Here is an 18,800-nt window from a genome sequence, read left to right on the forward strand (position 1 = left end):
GAAGGATGAAGGATCAAATATAAAAAAATATTTTTTTTGAATATTTCAAAATTATTATCTAATAATCCATATAAGGAATCAGATTTTTGCCAATTTGTTTCAAATAATTCAACAGCAATAAAGATAAGAAATAAGTATAAATATTCCATTTTATATTTAAAAAGCTAATAAGGCTAGAAAGCCTTATTATTTTGAGATTTCTTGTTCAGAAAATTTAACTTTTTGGTCTTTATATAACCCTGTTCCTACTGGAATTGTTCTACCAATAACAACATTTTCTTTTAAATCTTCTAACATATCCATTTTAGCACTAATTGCAGCTTCAGTTAAAACTTTTGTAGTTTCTTGGAATGAAGCAGCTGAGATAATAGAATCAGATGTAACAGCAGCTCTTGTAATACCTAATAATAAAGGTTCAGCAATTGCAGGATTTCCACCTAATTTTATAATTTTTTCATTTTCAAGTTTGAATTTCTTTTTAGAAACCATATCACCAACAATGAATTTAGTATCTCCACCATCTAAAATAGAAACTTGTCTTAACATTTGAGATGTAATTACCTCAATATGTTTATCCGCAATATTTACCCCTTGAGATCTATATACTTGTTGTACTTCAGAAACAATAAAGTAATGTAATGCTTTTTCTCCAAGAATTCTCAAAATATCATGAGGAGAAATTTGTCCATCAGTTAAAGCTTCACCCGCATGAACGAATTCACCTTCATGAACTAAAACTTGTTTAGATTTTTCTACTAAATACTCTACACTATTTCCTGTTGAATCTGTAATAAGGATTTTTTGTTTATTTCTTAATCCTTTTCCAAAAGATACAACTCCATCAAAAGATGCTAATATTGCAATATTTTTTGGTCGTCTAGCTTCAAATAATTCAGATACTCTTGGAAGACCTCCAGTAATATCTTTTGATTTTTGAGTTGCTTTTGGTGTTTTACCAATAATGTCTGCAACTTCTACTCTTTTTCCTTCACTAACATTTAATGAAATTTTTGGATCTAAAGGATATCTAATAATCTCATTATCATCAGTTGTTAAAATAACTGTTGGTTTATATCCACTTGGAATATATTCATTAATAACTAATTTAGATGTTCCTGTTAATTCATCAAATTGCTCAGAAACAGTAACTCCAGGAATAACATCCTCAAATGAGATAACCCCAGCTTTTTCAGCAATTGTTGGATTTGCATATGGATCCCATTCTGCAATCACAACTTGTTCATTTTTTGTTGGAGCAGAAATAACTGTATCTTTTTCAACTTCAGTATTATCATTTAATTGAATAGAAGAACCTCTTGAAATATAGTGTCTTAAAGCTTCTCTGTCTTCATTATCAGCAATAACTGCAAAAAGCCCTTTTTCTGTTATTGTATCACCAGCTTTAATATCATGTCTTCTTTCTAAATAATCACCAGTCAATTTATAGTATTTAACAATACCTTTTGCTCCCGAAACAATTTTTGATGTAACAGGTGCTCCATCTTCAACTTTTAACTCAGAAGCAAATGGAATTCTATTTGGAACATTCCATCCATCTTTAATAATTTCAACAATAGATTCATTTAGATTCACTTCTTCACCATCTTTATATGGTAAATAAAGTTTCCCTTCAATTTTTCCAGAAATTCCAGCTAATTCATTTGCTTTTGCAACATCATTTTTTCTTAAGAAGTATTTTTTCTCTTCTTTTGAATTTGCAATAGTTAAAATAATTTCTTCATGAACAGTATCTACTGTAACTTTACCTTTAAATGGTGCATTTATTTTTGGTTCAACTAATAATAAACCAGCATTTCTTCTATTTGCTACAATGATTTTTCCATCAGTTGTTACATATTTTTTAATATTGTAATATCTAATGAATCCTTCTTTATCTGCTTTTAACTCTCTTTCTGTTTGAGTTGCACTTGCAGTTCCCCCAACGTGGAAAGTTCTAAGTGTCAGCTGAGTTCCTGGTTCTCCAATAGATTGAGCTGCAACAACTCCAACTGCTTCACCTGGTTTAGCTTTTCTTTGCTCACCAAGATTTAGTCCATAACATTTTGAACATAATCCATTTTCAACTTTACAAGTTAAAGGTGTTCTAATAACTACTGATTTTACTTCTGCTTCAGTTACAACTTTTGCATCTTCTTCAGTTATTAAAGTTCCTTCAGCAAATAAAATTTCATTTGAAATTGGATCAATAATATCTTCAGCAATAACTCTACCTGTGATTCTCTCTTCTAAACTTTCAATTAATTCATTACCTGAAGTAATATCAGTAATTTCAATACCTTCATGTGTTCCACAATCTTCAATTGTAATTCTTACATTTTGAGAAACGTCAATCAGTTTTCTTGTTAAATATCCAGCATTTGCTGTTTTTAACGCTGTATCGGCAAGTCCTTTTCTAGCTCCGTGAGTAGAAATAAAGTACTCAAGTACGTTTAGACCTTCTCTAAAGTTTGAAATAATTGGTGTTTCAATAATAGAACCATCTGGTTTTGCCATAAGTCCTCTCATACCTGATAACTGTCTAATTTGAGCTGCAGATCCTCTAGCTCCTGAATCAGCCATCATATAAATAGAGTTGAATCCATTTTTATCACCTTTAACAAGCTCCATCATTTCAGATGCAAGTTTGTTATTTACTTCTGTCCAAATATCAATAATTTTATTATATCTTTCTTGCTCAGTTAAAAGTCCTTGAGAGAACTGTTTTTGAACTTCAATAACATCTTTTTTAGATTTGCTAATATGTGTTATTTTATTTTCAGGAACTCTAATATCATCTATAGAGATAGAAATTCCAGCAACCGTTGCATATTTAAAACCTAAGTTTTTAAGATCATCTAAGAATCTAGGCGTTACTTCATATCCAGCTTCTTTATAGATATAATCAACTAATACACCAATATCTTTTTTCTTTAAAACTTTATTCCATAAATTTGCAGGTACAAAACTTGGTAAAATTTCATGAATAATTAATCTTCCAACAGTTGTTTGAATTATTCTATCAGCAATTTTTGTTCTGATTTTAGCATGAAGATCAATTTGTCCCATATCTAATGCAATTTTTACTTCATTTACATCTGTAAATAATTTATGTTCACCTTTTACACCCTCTTTTACTAAAGATAGATAATAGATTCCCAAAATCATATCTTGAGAAGGAACAGCAATCGCTCTACCACTAGCTGGTAAAAGAATATTCATAGAAGACATCATCAAAATTTTTGCTTCTGCAACCGCTTCTTGTGATAAAGGCACGTGAACTGCCATTTGGTCACCATCGAAGTCCGCATTAAATGCAGCACAAACAAGTGGGTGTAATCTAATAGCTTTTCCATCAATTAAAACAGGGTGGAAAGCTTGAATTGATAATTTGTGAAGAGTTGGAGCTCTGTTTAATAAAATTGGATATTCATCAACGATTTCATTTAAACATTCCCAAACTTCATTTGATTCATTTTCAATCAATCTTTTTGCAGCTTTTAAAGTTGTTGCATAACCTTTTTCTTCTAATTTAGCCATTAAATGTGGTTTAAACAACTCTAAAGCCATTTTTTTAGGAATACCACATTGATCCATATTTAAAGATGGTCCAACAACGATAACAGATCTTCCCGAGAAGTCAACCCTTTTACCAAGTAAGTTTTGTCTGAATCGTCCTTGTTTACCTTTAATAATTTCTGATAAAGATTTTAAAGGTCTTTTATTTGCACCTTTAACTGCATTTGCAGTTTTTCCATTATCAAATAAAGCGTCAACTGCTTCTTGAAGCATTCTTTTTTCATTTCTAATAATGATTTCTGGAGCATCAAGTTCAGTTAATCTTTTTAATCTGTTATTTCTATTAATAACTCTTCTATATAAGTCATTTACGTCTGAAACAGCAAATTTTCCACCATCAAGTGAAACAAGCGGTCTTAAATCTGGTGGAAGAACTGGAAGTTGTGTAAGCATCATCCATTCAGGTCTATTTCCTGAATTTAAGAAGTTTTCAACAACTTTTAATCTTTTGATAATTGTTTTTCTTTTAGCTTCAGATTTAGTTGTTTCCATCTCTTCTTTTAATAGAGTTAGTAATTCAAATAAATCAAGTCCTGCTAATAAATCTCTTACAATTTCTCCACCCATATTAGCTTCAAAACCAGTGTGTTCAAATAAATCAGAGATAGTTCTATATTGTTCTTCATTTAAAATATCATATTTTTCAACTTTTTTAGTTTTTTCATTATCATAGTAAGCTTCACCAGGATTACTTACAATGTATGCTTCATAATATAATACTCTTTCTAAATCTTTTAATTTTACACCTAAAAGTGTTCCTATTCTTGTAGGAAGAGAACTAACCATCCAAATATGAGCAACAGGAGATACTAATTCAATATGTCCCATTCTATGTCGTCTAACTTTTGATGAAGTTACTTCAACTCCACATTTTTCACAAACAACACCTTTGTATCTCATTTTTTTGTATTTACCACAAAGACACTCATAATCTTTTACTGGTCCAAAAATTTTAGCACAAAATAATCCATCTCTTTCTGGTTTTAATGTTCTATAATTAATTGTTTCAGGTTTTTTAACTTCACCACAAGACCAAGAAAGTATTTTTTCTGGACTTGCTAATTTTAGTTGAAAAGCTGAAAAATCTTGTGGTCTTTCTAACTCTTTTATCTCAATTGGTGACAATACTTTTTCATTATTGCTCATTGTTTTCTACCTCTCCAAAAATCTCTACATCTAGTGCTAGAGCTTTTAACTCTTTTGTTAATACGAAGAATGTCTCTGGAACTCCAGAATTAGGAACATTTTCACCATTTGCAATTGCTCTATAAGCTTTTGTTCTACCTTCAACATCATCAGATTTTGTTGTAAGCATCTCTTTAAGTACATTTGTTGCACCATAAGCTTCTAATGCCCAAACTTCCATCTCTCCAAATCTTTGTCCACCAAATAGAGCTTTTCCTCCAACTGGTTGTTGTGTTACAAGAGAGTATGGTCCTGTACTTCTAGCGTGAACTTTTTCGTCGACTAAGTGGTGAAGTTTAAGCATATACATATAACCTACGTTTACTCTTTCTTTCATTTTTTCACCAGTTTTTCCATCAAAAAGAACACATTTTCCATCGCTATCAATTTTTGCTAATTCAAATAATTTTGCAAATTCTTCTGCTTTTACTCCATCAAAGATTTGAGTAGCAAATCTTACACCTTTTGCCCAATCTTGTGCGTATTGAACTAATTCTTCATCATTTAAAGAATCCATAAATGCTTTACCATTCATAAGTTTTGCAACACTTGCAATTTCAGTCATTTTTGCTCTTAGTTCTGCAATAAAATCAGCTCTTTTTGCTTCAAAAATATCTTGAATTTGGTTACCAAGTTTTTTACCAGCTAATCCTAAGTGAACTTCAAGAATTTGCCCAATATTCATCCTTGAAGGAACCCCAAGTGGATTTAAAATAACATCAACTGTTGTTCCATCTTCTAAATATGGCATATCAACTTTTGGAACAATATTAGAAACAATACCTTTGTTTCCGTGTCTTCCAGCCATTTTATCCCCAACTTTAATTTTTCTCTTAGTTGCAACATAAACTTTTACTTGTTTAATAACACCACTTGGTAATATATCATCATGCTCTAAAATTTGAAGTTTTTCTTCATGTTCTTCTCTTAAATGAGCTTTTTGTTTAATAAAGTATTCTTTAATATCATTATATGCTTTTTCTATCTCTTTTGAATATGAAGAAACAACTTTTTTCATAGCAAATCTATTAACATTGTTTAAAACATCAACAGGAATCGTTTGACCTTTTTTATAAACAATATCATCTAATTCCACATCTTTAGTTAAAGTAGCTTTTAATAATAAATCATTGATTTTTAAAATTTCTTCTCTATCTAACATTAAAAGTTTATCATGATGTTTTAAATCAAGTTCAGCTTTTTCTGCTTCAATTTCTGCTACTGCTCTATCATCTTTTTCATAGCCTTTTTTAGTAAATACTTTAACATCTACAACAGTACCTTCCATTGATGTTGGGCATACTAAAGATTTATTTATAACATGTCCTGCTTTTTCACCAAAAATTGCTCTAAGTAATCTTTCTTCTGGAGTTGGTTTTATTTCCCCTTTAGGAGTTACTTTTCCAACTAAAATCATTCCAGGAGTAACATAAGTTCCTACTTTTACGATTCCTGAATTATCTAAATGAGAAATTGACTCTTCTTTTACACCTGGTAAATCTCTTGTTATCTCTTCATTACCATGTTTTAATTCTCTACATTCAATCTCTTTTTCATAAATATGAACAGATGTAAATGCATCTTCTTCAATTAATCTTTCACTTAAAATAATCGCATCTTCGTAGTTATATCCATTCCATGGCATAAATGCAACCATTGCATTGATACCAACAGCTAACTCACCTTTATCCATAGATGGACCATCAGCAATTACTTGTCCTTTTTGAACAAAATCACCTTCTTTTACTGCAATTCTTTGTCCAAATGATGTATTATTATTTGTTCTAACATTTTTATTTACAGTATAGTGATCAATGAAAGCACCATTTTCATCTTCACCTCTAATATAAATGTTTTTTGCATCTGCTTTTTCTACAAGTCCAGCTCTATTAGCTTTAATTGCTTCCCATGCATCACGTGCTACAGTTTTTTCTAGACCAGTTCCTACAACAGGAGCACTTGGTCTTAATAAAGGAACAGCTTGTCTCATCATATTTGATCCCATAAGTGCTCTGTTTGCATCATCATGTTCTAAGAATGGAATTAAAGAAGCAGCAACTCCCATAACCATTTGAGAAGAAATATCAATTAAATCAACACTATTTCTTTCCATTAATAAAATTTCACCATTTTTTCTAACTTCAATCAATGGTTCAATAATTTTTCCATTCTCATCAACTTTTGTTGAACCAGGAGCAATTACAAGTCCCTCTTCTTGAGTAGCTGTATAGTATGAAATTTCATTTGTAACAACACCATCTACAACTTTTTTATATGGAGCTTCAATAAATCCTAAATCATTAACTTTTGAGAAAGTTGATAAAGTATTGATAAGACCAATGTTTTGTCCCTCTGGAGTTTCAACTGGACAGATTCTTCCATAGTGAGTTGGGTGAACGTCCCTTACTTCAAATCCAGCTCTCTCTTTTACTAAACCACCCTCACCTAATGCAGAAAGTCTTCTTTTATGAGTAACTTCTGATAATGGATTTGTTTGGTCCATAAATTGAGACAATTGACCACTTGTAAAGAATTCAGTAATTGTTGAAGTAATCATTTTAGAGTTAACTAAATCATGTGGCATTAAGTCTTCTAATGTTCCACTTAAAGTAGTCATTTTATCTCTAATAGCTTTTTGCATTTTGATTAAACCAGCATGTAATTCATTTGCAAGTAATTCACCAATTGCTCTAATTCTTCTATTTCCTAAGTGATCTCTATCATCGATATGACCGTGACCAGATTTAACTTTTACTAAATATTGAACAGTCTTGATAACATCTTCATAAGTTAAAGTTGTAACGTACTCAGGTACATTTACACCTAATTTATGATTCATTTTCATTCTTCCAACTTTAGTTAAATCATATCTTTCTGGATCAAAGAAAAGTTTTTTAACAAAATCTTTTGCAGCTTCTTTAGTTACAGGCTCACCTGGTCTCATAACTTTATAAATTCTAATTGCTGCTAAATCATTTTCATCATCAATTTGTTCTGTTTGTTTTAATAATTTTAAAGATTCAGCATCAGCTTTAAATGCATTTATAATAGAAGCATCAATTCCAACAGCTAAATCATTTGCAATATCAAATGACTCAAATCCTAAATCTAAAAGTTTTTTTAATTTTAATTCATCAAGATTTGTTAAAGCATCAAATAAAACTTCTCCAGATTCTGGATCATAAATTGTATTTGCTGTACTTCTGTCCATTAATAATTCTAATGGATATTCAATTAATTTTAATCCACCTTCAATTAAAGCTTTAGCTTTTCTAGCAGTTAATCTTTTTCCAGCACCGATAACTAAATTACCTTTATCATCTTTAACATCAAATTCAATTCTTCCCATAAAATCATCAGGGTTAAATTCAGTTAAAAATTTATTATTTTTAACTTTAATATTAACTATTGGATAGAATAATTTGATAATATCTTCTTTAGAATAACCTAATGCTCTAAATAAAATAGTAACAGGAACTTTTCTTCTTTTATTAATTCTTACATATAATACATCTTTTGAATCGTATTCAAAATATAACCAAGAACCTCTGTCTGGTATAATTTGTCCTGTATAAATAAGTTTATTATCTGCCGTGTTTGATTCTTCTTCTTTGAAGATAACACCAGGAGATCTATGTAATTGATTAACAACAACTCTTTCAACACCATTAACAATAAAAGATGTTCTATCAGTCATTAAAGGAATTTCTCTGATGAATAAAGATTGTTCTTTCATATCTTTAACACCGATTTTTTCACCAGTTTTTTCGTCTAAATCCCATAAAGTTAATCTAATATTAATTTTAAGAGGAATTGAATAAGTTAATCCTCTAACCATTGACTCTCTAACATCATATTTAGGTTTACCAACTTCGCTACCTAAATAATCAAGTGTAAGTCTATTTTGAACATCATGAATTGGAAAAATAGATTTGAATACTTTTTCTATACCAGCAGTAGTTCTATCTTCTTGACCAATCATTAAAAATGAGTCATATGAAGTTTGTTGTAACTGTAGTAAGTTTGGAATTTCAATTTTTTGTGGATTTTTTGCAAAATCAACTCTAAGTCTATTACCAGATTTTAAAGAGTTTAACATTTTAGGCCTTGTTATAAAATTTGGTTAAGTTTGCTTTTTTAGTATAAAGCACAAAAGCATCCATAAAGGATAAGATTAAAATTCCTTTAAATTTTAATCTTAACCCTCAAAGATGCTAAACTATATACAGGGATAATCCCTGTATAACAGTTGAATTATTTAACTTCTACTTTCGCACCAGCAGCTTCTAATTGAGCTTTAATTGCTTCAGCGTCAGCTTTAGAGATACCTTCTTTAATTGTTGAAGGAGTTTGCTCAGCAGCATCTTTAGCTTCTTTTAATCCTAAACCAGTAATTGCTCTGATTTCTTTAATTACGTTAATTTTTTTGTCTCCTGAATCAACGATAACAACGTCAAATTCAGTTTTTTCTTCAGCAGCTTCAACAGCAGCTACAGCACCACCAGCAACTGCTACAGGTTGAGCAGATACACCAAATTTTTCTTCAAATTCTTTTACTAATTCTGATAATTCTAATACAGATAAACCAGAGATAAATTCTAAAACGTCTTCTTTAGAAATTGCCATTTCATTTTCCTTATTATATTTTTTTTATTTTATATTAATAGCTTAAATAATTAAGCTGCCTCTTCTTCTTTTTTTCTTCTAAGTGCATCAAGACCAATAGTAAAGTTTCTAACAGGCCCCATCCATACAGATGCAAGCATACCAAGAAGTTCTTCTCTTGATGGTAATTTAGCAAACGCATTAACAGTAGCGAAATCAGCAATCTTACCTTCGATAATCCCTGATTTAATAGCAAATTTTTCTTTGTTAGATGATGCAAATTTATCAGCTACTTTACAAGCTGAGATTTGATCTTCTGACCATAAGAAAATATTTGTACCACTTAATTCAACATCACCAAGTTCTGCATTTTTAACAGCAACAGTAACTAAAGTATTTTTAGCAACTTGAACTTTAGTGTTATTAGCTTTTGCTTCTTTTCTTAAAAATTCTAACTCTTTATGAGTAAGTCCTTTATAATCACAAACAACAACTGCTAATGAATTTTTAAATTCTGCTGTTAAAAAATCAATAACTTCCGATTTTTCTTCTCTTGTCATATTTTCCTCCTTTCAAAACATCGACTTAGGCGGGACTTACAAGAAACGAGGAAAGTTTCTTACCAGCTGTCTTTAGTTTTATTTCAGTGCTTTGAATAACACTCAAAAATATTGATAAATATCAACACATTTGAACGTTAAAAAAGATAAGGAAAAATCCTTATCTTACTTCCATTAATTCCATATTATCTAAAATAATAGATGGACTCATTGTTAATGAAATTGCTGCATTAGTGATATATCTTCCTTTTGCAGTTGAAGGTTTAGCTTTATTAATCGCAGCAACAAATGCTTCAACATTCTCTTTAATAGCTTCAGCAGAAAAAGAAACTTTTCCAACAGCTGCTTGCATATTACCTTTTTTGTCAACTCTATAAGTTACTTGACCACCTTTAGCATCATTAACTGCTTTTGTAACATCCATAGTAACTGTTCCAGTTTTAGGATTTGGCATTAAACCTTTTGGTCCAAGGATTCTTCCAACTTTACCAACAATTCCCATACAATCAGGAGTTGCAATTAAAACATCAAAATTAATATTTCCAGCTTGAATTTGCTCTGCTAAATCGTCATTTCCAACAACATCAGCACCAGCTGCTTTTGCTTCATCTAATTTAACACCTTTTGCAAATACTGCAACTCTAACAGTTTTCCCCGTACCATTTGGAAGAACAACTGCACCTCTAATCATTTGATCAGCATGTCTTGGATCTACGTTTAAGTTAAGAGCAATTTCAACACTCTCATCAAATTTAGCTGATTTTAAATCTCTTACAGCTGTACAAGCTTCAGCTAAAGAGTATTTTCTTTCTTCAACTTTTTCAGCTAACGCTTTATATCTTTTTGAAACTTTTGCCATTATTTTCTCCGCAATATTTTTATTTTGCTACCGCCATTATAAAGTCCGGTGGTAAGACTTTCTTAAAACAGAATTTTATAATTCTGTTTCAATACCAATTGATCTAGCTGAACCAGCAACAATTTTTGCTGCAACTTCTCTATCATCTGTATTTAAATCTTTGATTTTCATATCAACGATTTCCATAATTTGTGCTTTTGATAATTTTCCAACTTTATTTTTAAGTGGATTATCACTACCTTTTTTTACACCTGAAACTTTTTTAATTAGTTCTGTCATTGGTGGTTGTTTTAATTCAAAAGTAAAGCTTTTATCTGTATAAATTGTAAGAACTACAGGAATTCTATATCCTGCTTTGTCTTTTGTTTTTTCATTAAATGCTTTACAAAACTCCATAATATTAACACCTCTTTGACCTAAAGCAGGTCCAACTGGAGGTGATGGGTTCGCTGCTCCAGCAGGTATTTGTAATTTTAAAAACCCTTGTATTTTCTTAGCCATGGCTATTCCTTTAAAAAATATTTTAATGATTAGACATTAGGCAAGAAAACTATAAAGAAGCTAGTTTTTTTGCCTAATGCCTATATAATTTTTTATACTATTCTTTCAACTTGAGTATAAGAAATCTCAACTGGAGTGTTTCTTCCAAAAATAGATACATTTAATTTAAGTATTCCAGATACCATATCAAAATCTTCCACTAATCCATTGAAGTTTGCAAATGCACCTTCATTTATTCTAACCATTTCACCAGTATCAAAAGATACTTTAGGTTTTGCAGCTGCTCTATTCTTAACTTTTTCTAGAATTAAATTAATGTCTTTATCTGATAAAGCAGTTGGTTTTTTAGACTCACCAATAAATCTTCCAACTTTTGGCATTGACTGAATTCTATGCCATAAACCAGTATCTAAATCAATTTTAGCAAATGCATACGCAGGATATAAAGGTCTCTCAACAATAGTTTTTTTACCTTTTTTTATTTCAATTAAGTCTTCTGTTGGCACTAAAACTTCCTGAATTCTATCATCAGCCATTTCCTCAGCTAACTTAAGTAAAGCTTTTTTTACAGACAATTCACTACCTGAATAAGTTTGTATTGCATACCATTTATGTGCCATATTTATACCCTTAATTTATAATAGAAGATAAGCTTATTGACATAATACCATCAATTAAAGCTAAAAATAGAGTTATTACTGTAACTACAATAAAAACAGATATATAAGCTGTTCTAATTTGTTCTTTTATGGGAAAAATTACTTTAGATAATTCTGACTTTACACTAGAATAATAAGTTTTTAATTTATTCACAGTTAACTCCGATTTTAATTACTATATAGACTTTAAATTCTTTTTAAAAAATGTTAACTTCTTTAAAAAAAATTTAGTGGCAGGCCAGGAGGGACTCGAACCCCCATCACTCGGATTTGGAATCCGATGCTCTACCATTGGAGCTACTGACCTATTTGGACTTGTAAAACAAGTCCAAAATTTATGTCTTAAGATTTTAACTTAACTTCTTTATGAGTAGTATGTTTTTTTAATCTTGGACAATATTTTCTAACTTCAAACTTTTCAGTGTGAGTCTTTGGATTTTTCCAAGTAGTGTAGTTAATATCTCCACTCTCTTGGCATTTTAATCCTATTTTAATTCTTACTGCATTTGCCATAATAATCCTTATTCGATAATTTCAGCAATAACTCCAGCACCTACAGTTCTACCACCTTCTCTAATAGCAAATTTAGTACCTTTGTCTAGAGCAATTGGAGCAACTAATTCAACTGTCATTTCTACGTTATCACCTGGCATAACCATTTCAGTACCTTCTGGTAAAGTACAAGAACCTGTTACGTCTGTCGTTCTTACATAAAATTGTGGTCTATATCCTGAGAAGAATGGAGTATGTCTACCACCTTCCTCTTTAGAAAGGATATACACTTCACATCTGAATTTTGTATGAGGAGTAATTGTACCTGGTTTAACTAATACTTGTCCTCTTTCAACTTCCTCTTTTTTGATACCTCTTAAAAGAATACCGCAGTTGTCTCCAGCTTGACCTTGATCCATTTCTTTTCTAAACATCTCAACACCAGTAACTGTTGTTTTTTTAGTATCTCCAAATCCAACGATTTCGATCTCTTCTCCAACTTTAATTGTACCTTTTTCAATTCTTCCAGTAACAACTGTTCCTCTTCCTGAAATAGAGAATACATCTTCCACTGGCATTAAGAATGCTTGGTCAATATCTCTTTCTGGAGTTGGGATATACTCATCAACAGCATCCATTAAAGCAACAATTTTTTCTGCCCATGGACCAACTGAACCAGCTTTAGCTTCTTCTAATGCTTGGAATGCTGAACCAGCAATAATTGGAGTATCATCACCTGGGAAATCATAAGTAGATAATAATTCTCTAATTTCCATTTCAACAAGTTCTAACATCTCTTCTTTATCTTGAGGATCTAATTGATCTTCTTTATTCATAAATACAACGATGTATGGAACACCAACTTGTTTTGATAATAAGATGTGCTCTCTTGTTTGAGCCATTGGTCCATCTGTTGAAGCGATAACTAAGATAGCTCCATCCATTTGAGCAGCACCAGTAATCATGTTTTTAACATAATCCGCGTGACCTGGACAATCTACGTGAGCATAGTGTCTTTTTGCAGTTTCGTACTCAATGTGAGAAGTAGCAATTGTAATACCTCTTTCTCTTTCTTCTGGAGCGTTATCGATTTGATCATAATCTTTCATCTCTCCACCATATTTAACTGCAAGAACCGCAGAAATAGCAGCTGTTAAAGTAGTTTTACCGTGGTCAACGTGACCGATTGTACCAATATTAACGTGTGGCTTATTTCTTGAAAACTTTTCTTTTGCCATAGGAAATCTCCTTCTAAAATTTTTTGCTTAATTGCCCTCTGAGTAGATAAGCCCAAAGGCTTCTCTATTCAGAGGGGATTGTGTTTTATACACAAAATTGTGTTGCGTATTATATAATAAAAATACTAAAAATAACTTTAATGGGAGTAAATTAATATAAGAGTTATAAAAAGTTGTGCTTATAACTCAGCTCCCAGTAATCAATAAAATGGAGCGGGAGACGAGACTCGAACTCGCGACAGTCTGCTTGGAAGGCAGAAGCTCTAGCCAACTGAGCTACTCCCGCAACATTGCGTGGTGGTGAGAGAAGGATTCGAACCTTCGAAGCCGTAGGCGGCGGATTTACAGTCCGCAGGATTTGACCACTCTCCAACCTCACCGTTGAAAAAATTATTGTTCTGGTCTAGCGCTGTCTTTTGGATTACGCACGACAAAAAATGGAGCTGGTGAAGGGAGTCGAACCCCCGACCTGCTGATTACAAATCAGCTGCTCTAGCCAACTGAGCTACACCAGCGCCAAATAAAATGGTGGTTCGAGACAGAATCGAACTGTCGACACAAGGATTTTCAATCCTTTGCTCTACCGACTGAGCTATCGAACCAATGCCAAATTGGAGTGAGATTATACATCTTAATATATTAATCTAAACTTAAATTGTGCACTTTATTTTTGAATTCATCTCCTCTATGAGCATAAGACTTAAATTGGTCTAAAGAAGCAGCTGCAGGAGATAAAATTGCTATACTATCTTGATTCATATTTGCACTGATTTTTTCAACTGCTATATTTAAAAAATCACATTTAAACACATTTATAGAAAATTCTTTACAATATTGCAAAATTCTATTTGCATTTGTTCCAATAGCATAAACTGTAATATCTAAATTTTTTATATTTTCAAATAATGGAACTAAATTTGCACCTTTATCATCTCCACCTAATATAATATGAATATTACTTTTTTGATATGGAATTAATGCTTTTATTGTTGCATCAACATTTGTAGCTTTACTATCATCAATCCATAATCTATTTTTTTTATCATAAAATTCTTCAACTTTATGTTTATCAATAATAAATTCATTTATCAAATCATAGTTAATTTCATCAAAAATTATTTTACTTGTACATAATGATAAAATCGAATCTAATAAAAATGGTTCTTTAAATTTAATTTTTGATTTATCAATATTAAAAAATCTACATAAATCATCACTATCATTATATGTGATTACAAAAGCCTTTGTTTTTACATCTTTAAATTCATTTGGAATTATTGCTATATCATTTTCATTCATTAATTCTAAAGGTTTTAATTTTGCTTTTTTATATTCTTCAAAACTTCCATGCCAAGTTATATGGTCTTCTGTAATCGGAAGTAATATATAAATATTTGGTTTTGCTTTATGTGTATAATGCAAAGTAAATGATGAAGTTTCTAAAATCCAAATTTTTTTATTTTCATCTAAGTGACTTAAAGGAACACCAATATTCCCACCATAAATTGAATCATATTTTTCTAATAAATGTTGACACATTTGTGTTGTTGTAGTTTTTCCATTTGTTCCTGATATCCAAATAGAAAAAGGCATAATATTCTCAAATAGATCATAATCACTAATAAGATTCTTAGAATTTGAAATCATTTGATTGAAAGGAGGAATTCCAGGGCTTACAACTGTTAGTTCATCTGAATTTTTATCATATAAATTAAAATCGCTATCATCATAAAGTGTTGCATTTGGAAATTTATCTTTTAATGCAAGAGAAGTAACACCTTTTCCTAAAACTCTAATTTCTCTATAATCTTTTTTCATAATTCTTCTTTATCTAATTTTTAAACTTAACAGTGCAATTAAATTTGACATAAATGCAATAATCCAAAATCTTACAATTATTTTATTTTCTTTCCAACCTTTTTGTTCAAAATGATGGTGAATTGGTGCCATTAAAAAAACTCTTTTTTGTCTTAATTTATATGATCCAACTTGTAAAATAACAGAAACTGTCTCCCATACAAAAATAAATCCAATAGCAAGTAATAAAATTTCTGATTTTGCAACTATTGCCATATATCCCATAAATGCTCCTAAAGGTAAAGAACCCGAATCTCCCATAAAAACTTCAGCAGGATGAGCATTAAACCATAAAAAAGCAATTAAAGCACCACAAATAGCACTTCCCATAATAGCTAACTCACCTGCAATTTGAATATTTGGGAACAACAAATAATTTGCAAAAATGGTATGCCCAACAACGTAAACCAAAATAGATAAAGTAGAGAATGCTAAAATAGATGGAACTGTAGCTAATCCATCTAATCCATCTGTTAAATTAACAGCATTTGAAGAAGCTACAATAACAAACATCCAAAACACAATTGCAAAAACTCCCATTTCAAATAAAGGAAATTTATAAAAAGGAGTAAAAAGTTCATTTGAATGTCCATAGAAAAAAAGAATTGATGCCACTAATCCAGCACATAAAAACTGAAATAACAATTTCATTCGGGGAGTTAAACCTGCACTATTTTTCTCTTTTGATATTTTTGAATAATCATCTTGAATTCCAATAAATGAAAAAAGAGCTAAAGTTAATAGTCCACCAACTATATAAAAATTATTAAGCTTTGCAGTTAAAATAGTAGCAACAATTGTAGCGAAAATAAAAACAACTCCTCCCATAGTAGGCGTTCCTGCTTTTATTTTATGGCTTTCTGGAGCTAATTCATAAATTGGTTGAGAAGCTTTTTTAGCTCTTGCCCACCTAATAAATTTAGGCATTAAATATATAGTTAAAACGAATGCGATAAAAAAACTGATTCCTGCTCTAACAGAGATATACTGTAAGATATTGATTTCTAAGTGTCTATAAAGCCAGTAAAACAAAATTAAACCTTGATTTTGATATAATAGGCGCGATTATAATATATTATACTTTTTAAAAGGTTTAAATAAATGAGTAACAAAACACTACTTATAATAACAGATGGAATAGGACATAACTCTTCAAATAAGAATAATGCCTTTTATACAGCAAAAAAACCAACTTATGATTATTTATTTGAAAATGTACCATATTCACTAATTCATACTTATGGAGAATATGTTGGCTTACCTGATATGCAAATGGGTAATAGTGAAGTAGGACACATGACAATAGGAAGTGGAAGAGTTTTATATCAAGATTTAGTAAAAATACATCTTGCTATAAAAAATGATACATTAAAAGATAATGAAATTTTAAAAAATACAATTTCAAAATCAAATAATGTTCATCTTTTAGGACTTGCTAGCGATGGTGGTGTTCACTCTCATATAAATCATATTATTGCCATGGCAAAAATAGCAAAAAATATGGGCAAAAAAGTTTTTATTCATATTATCACTGATGGAAGAGATGTTGCACCAAATTGTGCAAAAACTTACATAAATCAAATTTTAGAGATTTGTGATGAGGATATAAAAATTGCTACAATTTCTGGAAGATATTATGCCATGGATAGAGATAATAGATGGGATAGAGTAAAAAAAGCTTATGATTCAATAACTTTTGCAAATCCAAAAACTCAAGATGATATTTTATCTTATATTGAAACTTCATATAAAAATGAAATTTTTGATGAATTTATCGAACCAACTTCTTTTGAAGGATACAATGGAATAGAAAAAAATGATGGAATAATCTTCTGTAACTTCAGAAGTGATAGAATGAGAGAGATTTCTAGTGTTTTTGCAAAAGCTGATTTTAATGAATTTGCTACTTTTAAAGATACTTTAAATTTTGCATCTATGACACAATATGATAAAAATGTATTTATTCCTGTACTTTTTCCTAAAGATAATCCAAAAAACACTTTAGCAGAAGTTATTTCAAATGCCGGATTATCTCAACTTCATACAGCTGAAACTGAAAAATATGCTCACGTTACATTTTTCTTTAATGGGGGAGTTGAAGAACCTGTTTTAAATGAAACAAGAGTTTTAATTCCCTCACCTCAAGTTGCAACTTATGATTTACAACCTGAAATGAGTGCACCTGCTGTTGGAGATGCAGTAAAAACGGCAATGAATGACAACATAGATTTTATAGTTGTAAATTTTGCAAATGGTGATATGGTTGGACATACAGGAGTTTTTGAAGCTGCTGTTAAAGCAGTTGAAGCAGTTGATTTTGAATTAGGTCAAATTTTTGAATTAGCAAAAAAACAAAACTACAATATTATTTTAACATCAGACCATGGAAATTGTGAAATGATGAAAGATGATGAAGGAAATATTTTAACAAATCATACAGTTGGAGATGTTTATTGTTTTGTTTATTCACCAAAAGTAAAAGAGGTAAAAACTGGAAGTTTAAATAATATTGCACCAACAGTTTTAAAACTTATGGATTTAGAGATTCCAAAAGAGATGGATAAACCTTTAATATAATGTTAAATATAAAAAAATTACAAATCTCTTCACAAAACAAAATGTTAGTAAATATCTCTTTTGATATAACTAACTCTTGTGCATTAATAGGAGAGAGTGGAAGTGGAAAATCTTTAACTTTAAAAGCTTTATTAAATCTTCTTCCATCAAATTTGAAATTAAATAAAGAGATAGATTCACCTTTTGAGTTAAACTATGATTCAATAGGATTTATTCCACAAAATCCATTTACTTCTTTATCTTCTATGACAAAAATCAAAAATCAATTTTTCTGTTCAAATGAAAAAAAAGAGGAAGTTTTAAAACTTTTAGATTTAGATAAATCAGTCTTAAATAAATTTCCATCACAACTAAGTGGTGGTCAAATCCAAAGAGTTGTTATTGCAATAGCATTAAGTAGAAATATAAAATTACTTTTGCTTGATGAACCAACAACAGCTTTGGATATAGAAAATAAAAACAATATAATAAATATAGTAAATGATTTAAAAAAACAACTAAATATTTTGATTCTTTTTGTAACTCATGATATAGAATCTATTAAAGATATTTGTGAAAATATTGTTATTTTAAAAAATGGAGAGATTGTTGAAAAAGGTTTGACAAAAGATGTTTTATCTTCACCGAAAGATGAATATACAAAAAGTTTGATTAATTCGACTTTTAAAAATAAAGATTTTAGGATTTAAAA

Annotated in this window: 14 protein-coding genes and 5 tRNA genes; 2 read left to right on the forward strand and 17 right to left on the reverse strand. The window is 30.2% G+C overall.

The genetic code is table 11. The annotated features are described in order from the left end of the window. Window positions 1-186: 186 nt before the first annotated feature. The 17 genes from rpoC to mraY form a co-directional block, all read right to left on the reverse strand. Window positions 187-4,722, reverse strand: a complete 4,536-nt coding sequence (gene rpoC, locus B0175_RS11055; RefSeq protein ID WP_108528609.1) for a DNA-directed RNA polymerase subunit beta' — start codon at window positions 4,720-4,722, stop codon at window positions 187-189. Next, window positions 4,712-8,860 carry a DNA-directed RNA polymerase subunit beta gene (rpoB, locus tag B0175_RS11060; protein WP_108528610.1) on the reverse strand — a complete coding sequence of 1,383 codons (4,149 nt, stop codon included), beginning with the start codon at window positions 8,858-8,860 and terminating at the stop codon, window positions 4,712-4,714. The genes rpoC and rpoB overlap by 11 nt, the downstream gene beginning before the upstream one ends. A 155-nt stretch (window positions 8,861-9,015) precedes the next feature. Continuing rightward, window positions 9,016-9,387, reverse strand: a complete 372-nt coding sequence (gene rplL / locus B0175_RS11065) for a 50S ribosomal protein L7/L12 (protein WP_108528611.1) — start codon at window positions 9,385-9,387, stop codon at window positions 9,016-9,018. A gap of 50 nt (window positions 9,388-9,437) precedes the next feature. After that, window positions 9,438-9,926 (reverse strand): 50S ribosomal protein L10, encoded by a 489-nt coding sequence (rplJ, locus tag B0175_RS11070; protein WP_108528612.1) that lies wholly within the window; start codon window positions 9,924-9,926, stop codon window positions 9,438-9,440. A gap of 160 nt (window positions 9,927-10,086) precedes the next feature. Next, window positions 10,087-10,785, reverse strand: coding sequence for a 50S ribosomal protein L1 (gene rplA, locus B0175_RS11075; protein WP_108528613.1), 699 nt, complete (start codon window positions 10,783-10,785; stop codon window positions 10,087-10,089). A gap of 75 nt (window positions 10,786-10,860) precedes the next feature. Continuing rightward, the gene (rplK, locus tag B0175_RS11080) at window positions 10,861-11,286 is read right to left on the reverse strand and encodes a 50S ribosomal protein L11 (protein ID WP_108528614.1); all 426 of its coding nucleotides are present in this window, start codon (window positions 11,284-11,286) and stop codon (window positions 10,861-10,863) included. 92 nt (window positions 11,287-11,378) lie between these two features. Further along, window positions 11,379-11,906, reverse strand: coding sequence for a transcription termination/antitermination protein NusG (gene nusG, locus B0175_RS11085; RefSeq protein ID WP_108528615.1), 528 nt, complete (start codon window positions 11,904-11,906; stop codon window positions 11,379-11,381). Window positions 11,907-11,916: 10 nt separating this feature from the next. Next, window positions 11,917-12,099: a preprotein translocase subunit SecE gene (gene secE / locus B0175_RS11090; RefSeq protein ID WP_108528616.1), complete on the reverse strand. Its 183-nt coding sequence runs from the start codon at window positions 12,097-12,099 to the stop codon at window positions 11,917-11,919. Between the two features lie 77 nt (window positions 12,100-12,176). Continuing rightward, window positions 12,177-12,252 (reverse strand) — tRNA-Trp (locus B0175_RS11095). A gap of 35 nt (window positions 12,253-12,287) precedes the next feature. Continuing rightward, on the reverse strand, window positions 12,288-12,458 hold the full coding sequence (gene rpmG, locus B0175_RS11100) for a 50S ribosomal protein L33 (RefSeq protein ID WP_024775591.1): 171 nt from the start codon (window positions 12,456-12,458) through the stop codon (window positions 12,288-12,290). An 8-nt stretch (window positions 12,459-12,466) separates the two neighbouring features. Continuing rightward, complete coding sequence (gene tuf, locus B0175_RS11105; RefSeq protein WP_108528617.1) at window positions 12,467-13,675, reverse strand: elongation factor Tu; 1,209 nt, start codon at window positions 13,673-13,675, stop codon at window positions 12,467-12,469. A gap of 209 nt (window positions 13,676-13,884) precedes the next feature. Next, window positions 13,885-13,961: transfer RNA gene (locus tag B0175_RS11110), tRNA-Gly, on the reverse strand. 9 nt (window positions 13,962-13,970) lie between these two features. Next, a tRNA-Tyr gene (locus B0175_RS11115) sits at window positions 13,971-14,055 on the reverse strand. A gap of 58 nt (window positions 14,056-14,113) precedes the next feature. Then, a tRNA-Thr gene (locus B0175_RS11120) sits at window positions 14,114-14,190 on the reverse strand. Window positions 14,191-14,201: 11 nt separating this feature from the next. Next, window positions 14,202-14,277 (reverse strand) — tRNA-Phe (locus B0175_RS11125). A 37-nt stretch (window positions 14,278-14,314) separates the two neighbouring features. Continuing rightward, window positions 14,315-15,493, reverse strand: a complete 1,179-nt coding sequence (murD, locus tag B0175_RS11130; protein ID WP_108528618.1) for a UDP-N-acetylmuramoyl-L-alanine--D-glutamate ligase — start codon at window positions 15,491-15,493, stop codon at window positions 14,315-14,317. A gap of 9 nt (window positions 15,494-15,502) precedes the next feature. Continuing rightward, window positions 15,503-16,564, reverse strand: coding sequence for a phospho-N-acetylmuramoyl-pentapeptide-transferase (mraY, locus tag B0175_RS11135; RefSeq protein ID WP_108528619.1), 1,062 nt, complete (start codon window positions 16,562-16,564; stop codon window positions 15,503-15,505). Window positions 16,565-16,633: 69 nt separating this feature from the next. Between mraY and gpmI the strand changes: the two genes are divergently transcribed. Together gpmI and B0175_RS11145 are read left to right on the forward strand one after the other, a co-directional pair. After that, window positions 16,634-18,109: a 2,3-bisphosphoglycerate-independent phosphoglycerate mutase gene (gene gpmI, locus B0175_RS11140; RefSeq protein WP_108528620.1), complete on the forward strand. Its 1,476-nt coding sequence runs from the start codon at window positions 16,634-16,636 to the stop codon at window positions 18,107-18,109. Then, complete coding sequence (locus tag B0175_RS11145; RefSeq protein ID WP_108528621.1) at window positions 18,109-18,798, forward strand: ATP-binding cassette domain-containing protein; 690 nt, start codon at window positions 18,109-18,111, stop codon at window positions 18,796-18,798. The genes gpmI and B0175_RS11145 overlap by 1 nt, the downstream gene beginning before the upstream one ends. Window positions 18,799-18,800 lie beyond the last annotated feature (2 nt).

The organism is Arcobacter lacus (assembly GCF_003063295.1).
GTDB classification, from domain to species: Bacteria; Campylobacterota; Campylobacteria; order Campylobacterales; family Arcobacteraceae; genus Aliarcobacter; species Aliarcobacter lacus.

Excerpts from the sequence above, each read along its gene's own strand:
- gpmI (WP_108528620.1), top strand. The coding sequence starts at position 16,634 with ATGAGTAACAAAACACTACTTATAATAACAGATGGAATAGGACATAAC.
- rpmG (WP_024775591.1), bottom strand. The coding sequence starts at position 12,458 with ATGGCAAATGCAGTAAGAATTAAAATAGGATTAAAATGCCAAGAGAGT.
- nusG (WP_108528615.1), bottom strand. The coding sequence starts at position 11,906 with ATGGCACATAAATGGTATGCAATACAAACTTATTCAGGTAGTGAATTG.
- rplJ (WP_108528612.1), bottom strand. The coding sequence starts at position 9,926 with ATGACAAGAGAAGAAAAATCGGAAGTTATTGATTTTTTAACAGCAGAA.
- B0175_RS11145 (WP_108528621.1), top strand. The coding sequence starts at position 18,109 with ATGTTAAATATAAAAAAATTACAAATCTCTTCACAAAACAAAATGTTA.
- rplK (WP_108528614.1), bottom strand. The coding sequence starts at position 11,286 with ATGGCTAAGAAAATACAAGGGTTTTTAAAATTACAAATACCTGCTGGA.
- tuf (WP_108528617.1), bottom strand. The coding sequence starts at position 13,675 with ATGGCAAAAGAAAAGTTTTCAAGAAATAAGCCACACGTTAATATTGGT.
- murD (WP_108528618.1), bottom strand. The coding sequence starts at position 15,493 with ATGAAAAAAGATTATAGAGAAATTAGAGTTTTAGGAAAAGGTGTTACT.
- rplL (WP_108528611.1), bottom strand. The coding sequence starts at position 9,387 with ATGGCAATTTCTAAAGAAGACGTTTTAGAATTTATCTCTGGTTTATCT.
- rplA (WP_108528613.1), bottom strand. The coding sequence starts at position 10,785 with ATGGCAAAAGTTTCAAAAAGATATAAAGCGTTAGCTGAAAAAGTTGAA.
- rpoC (WP_108528609.1), bottom strand. The coding sequence starts at position 4,722 with ATGAGCAATAATGAAAAAGTATTGTCACCAATTGAGATAAAAGAGTTA.
- rpoB (WP_108528610.1), bottom strand. The coding sequence starts at position 8,860 with ATGTTAAACTCTTTAAAATCTGGTAATAGACTTAGAGTTGATTTTGCA.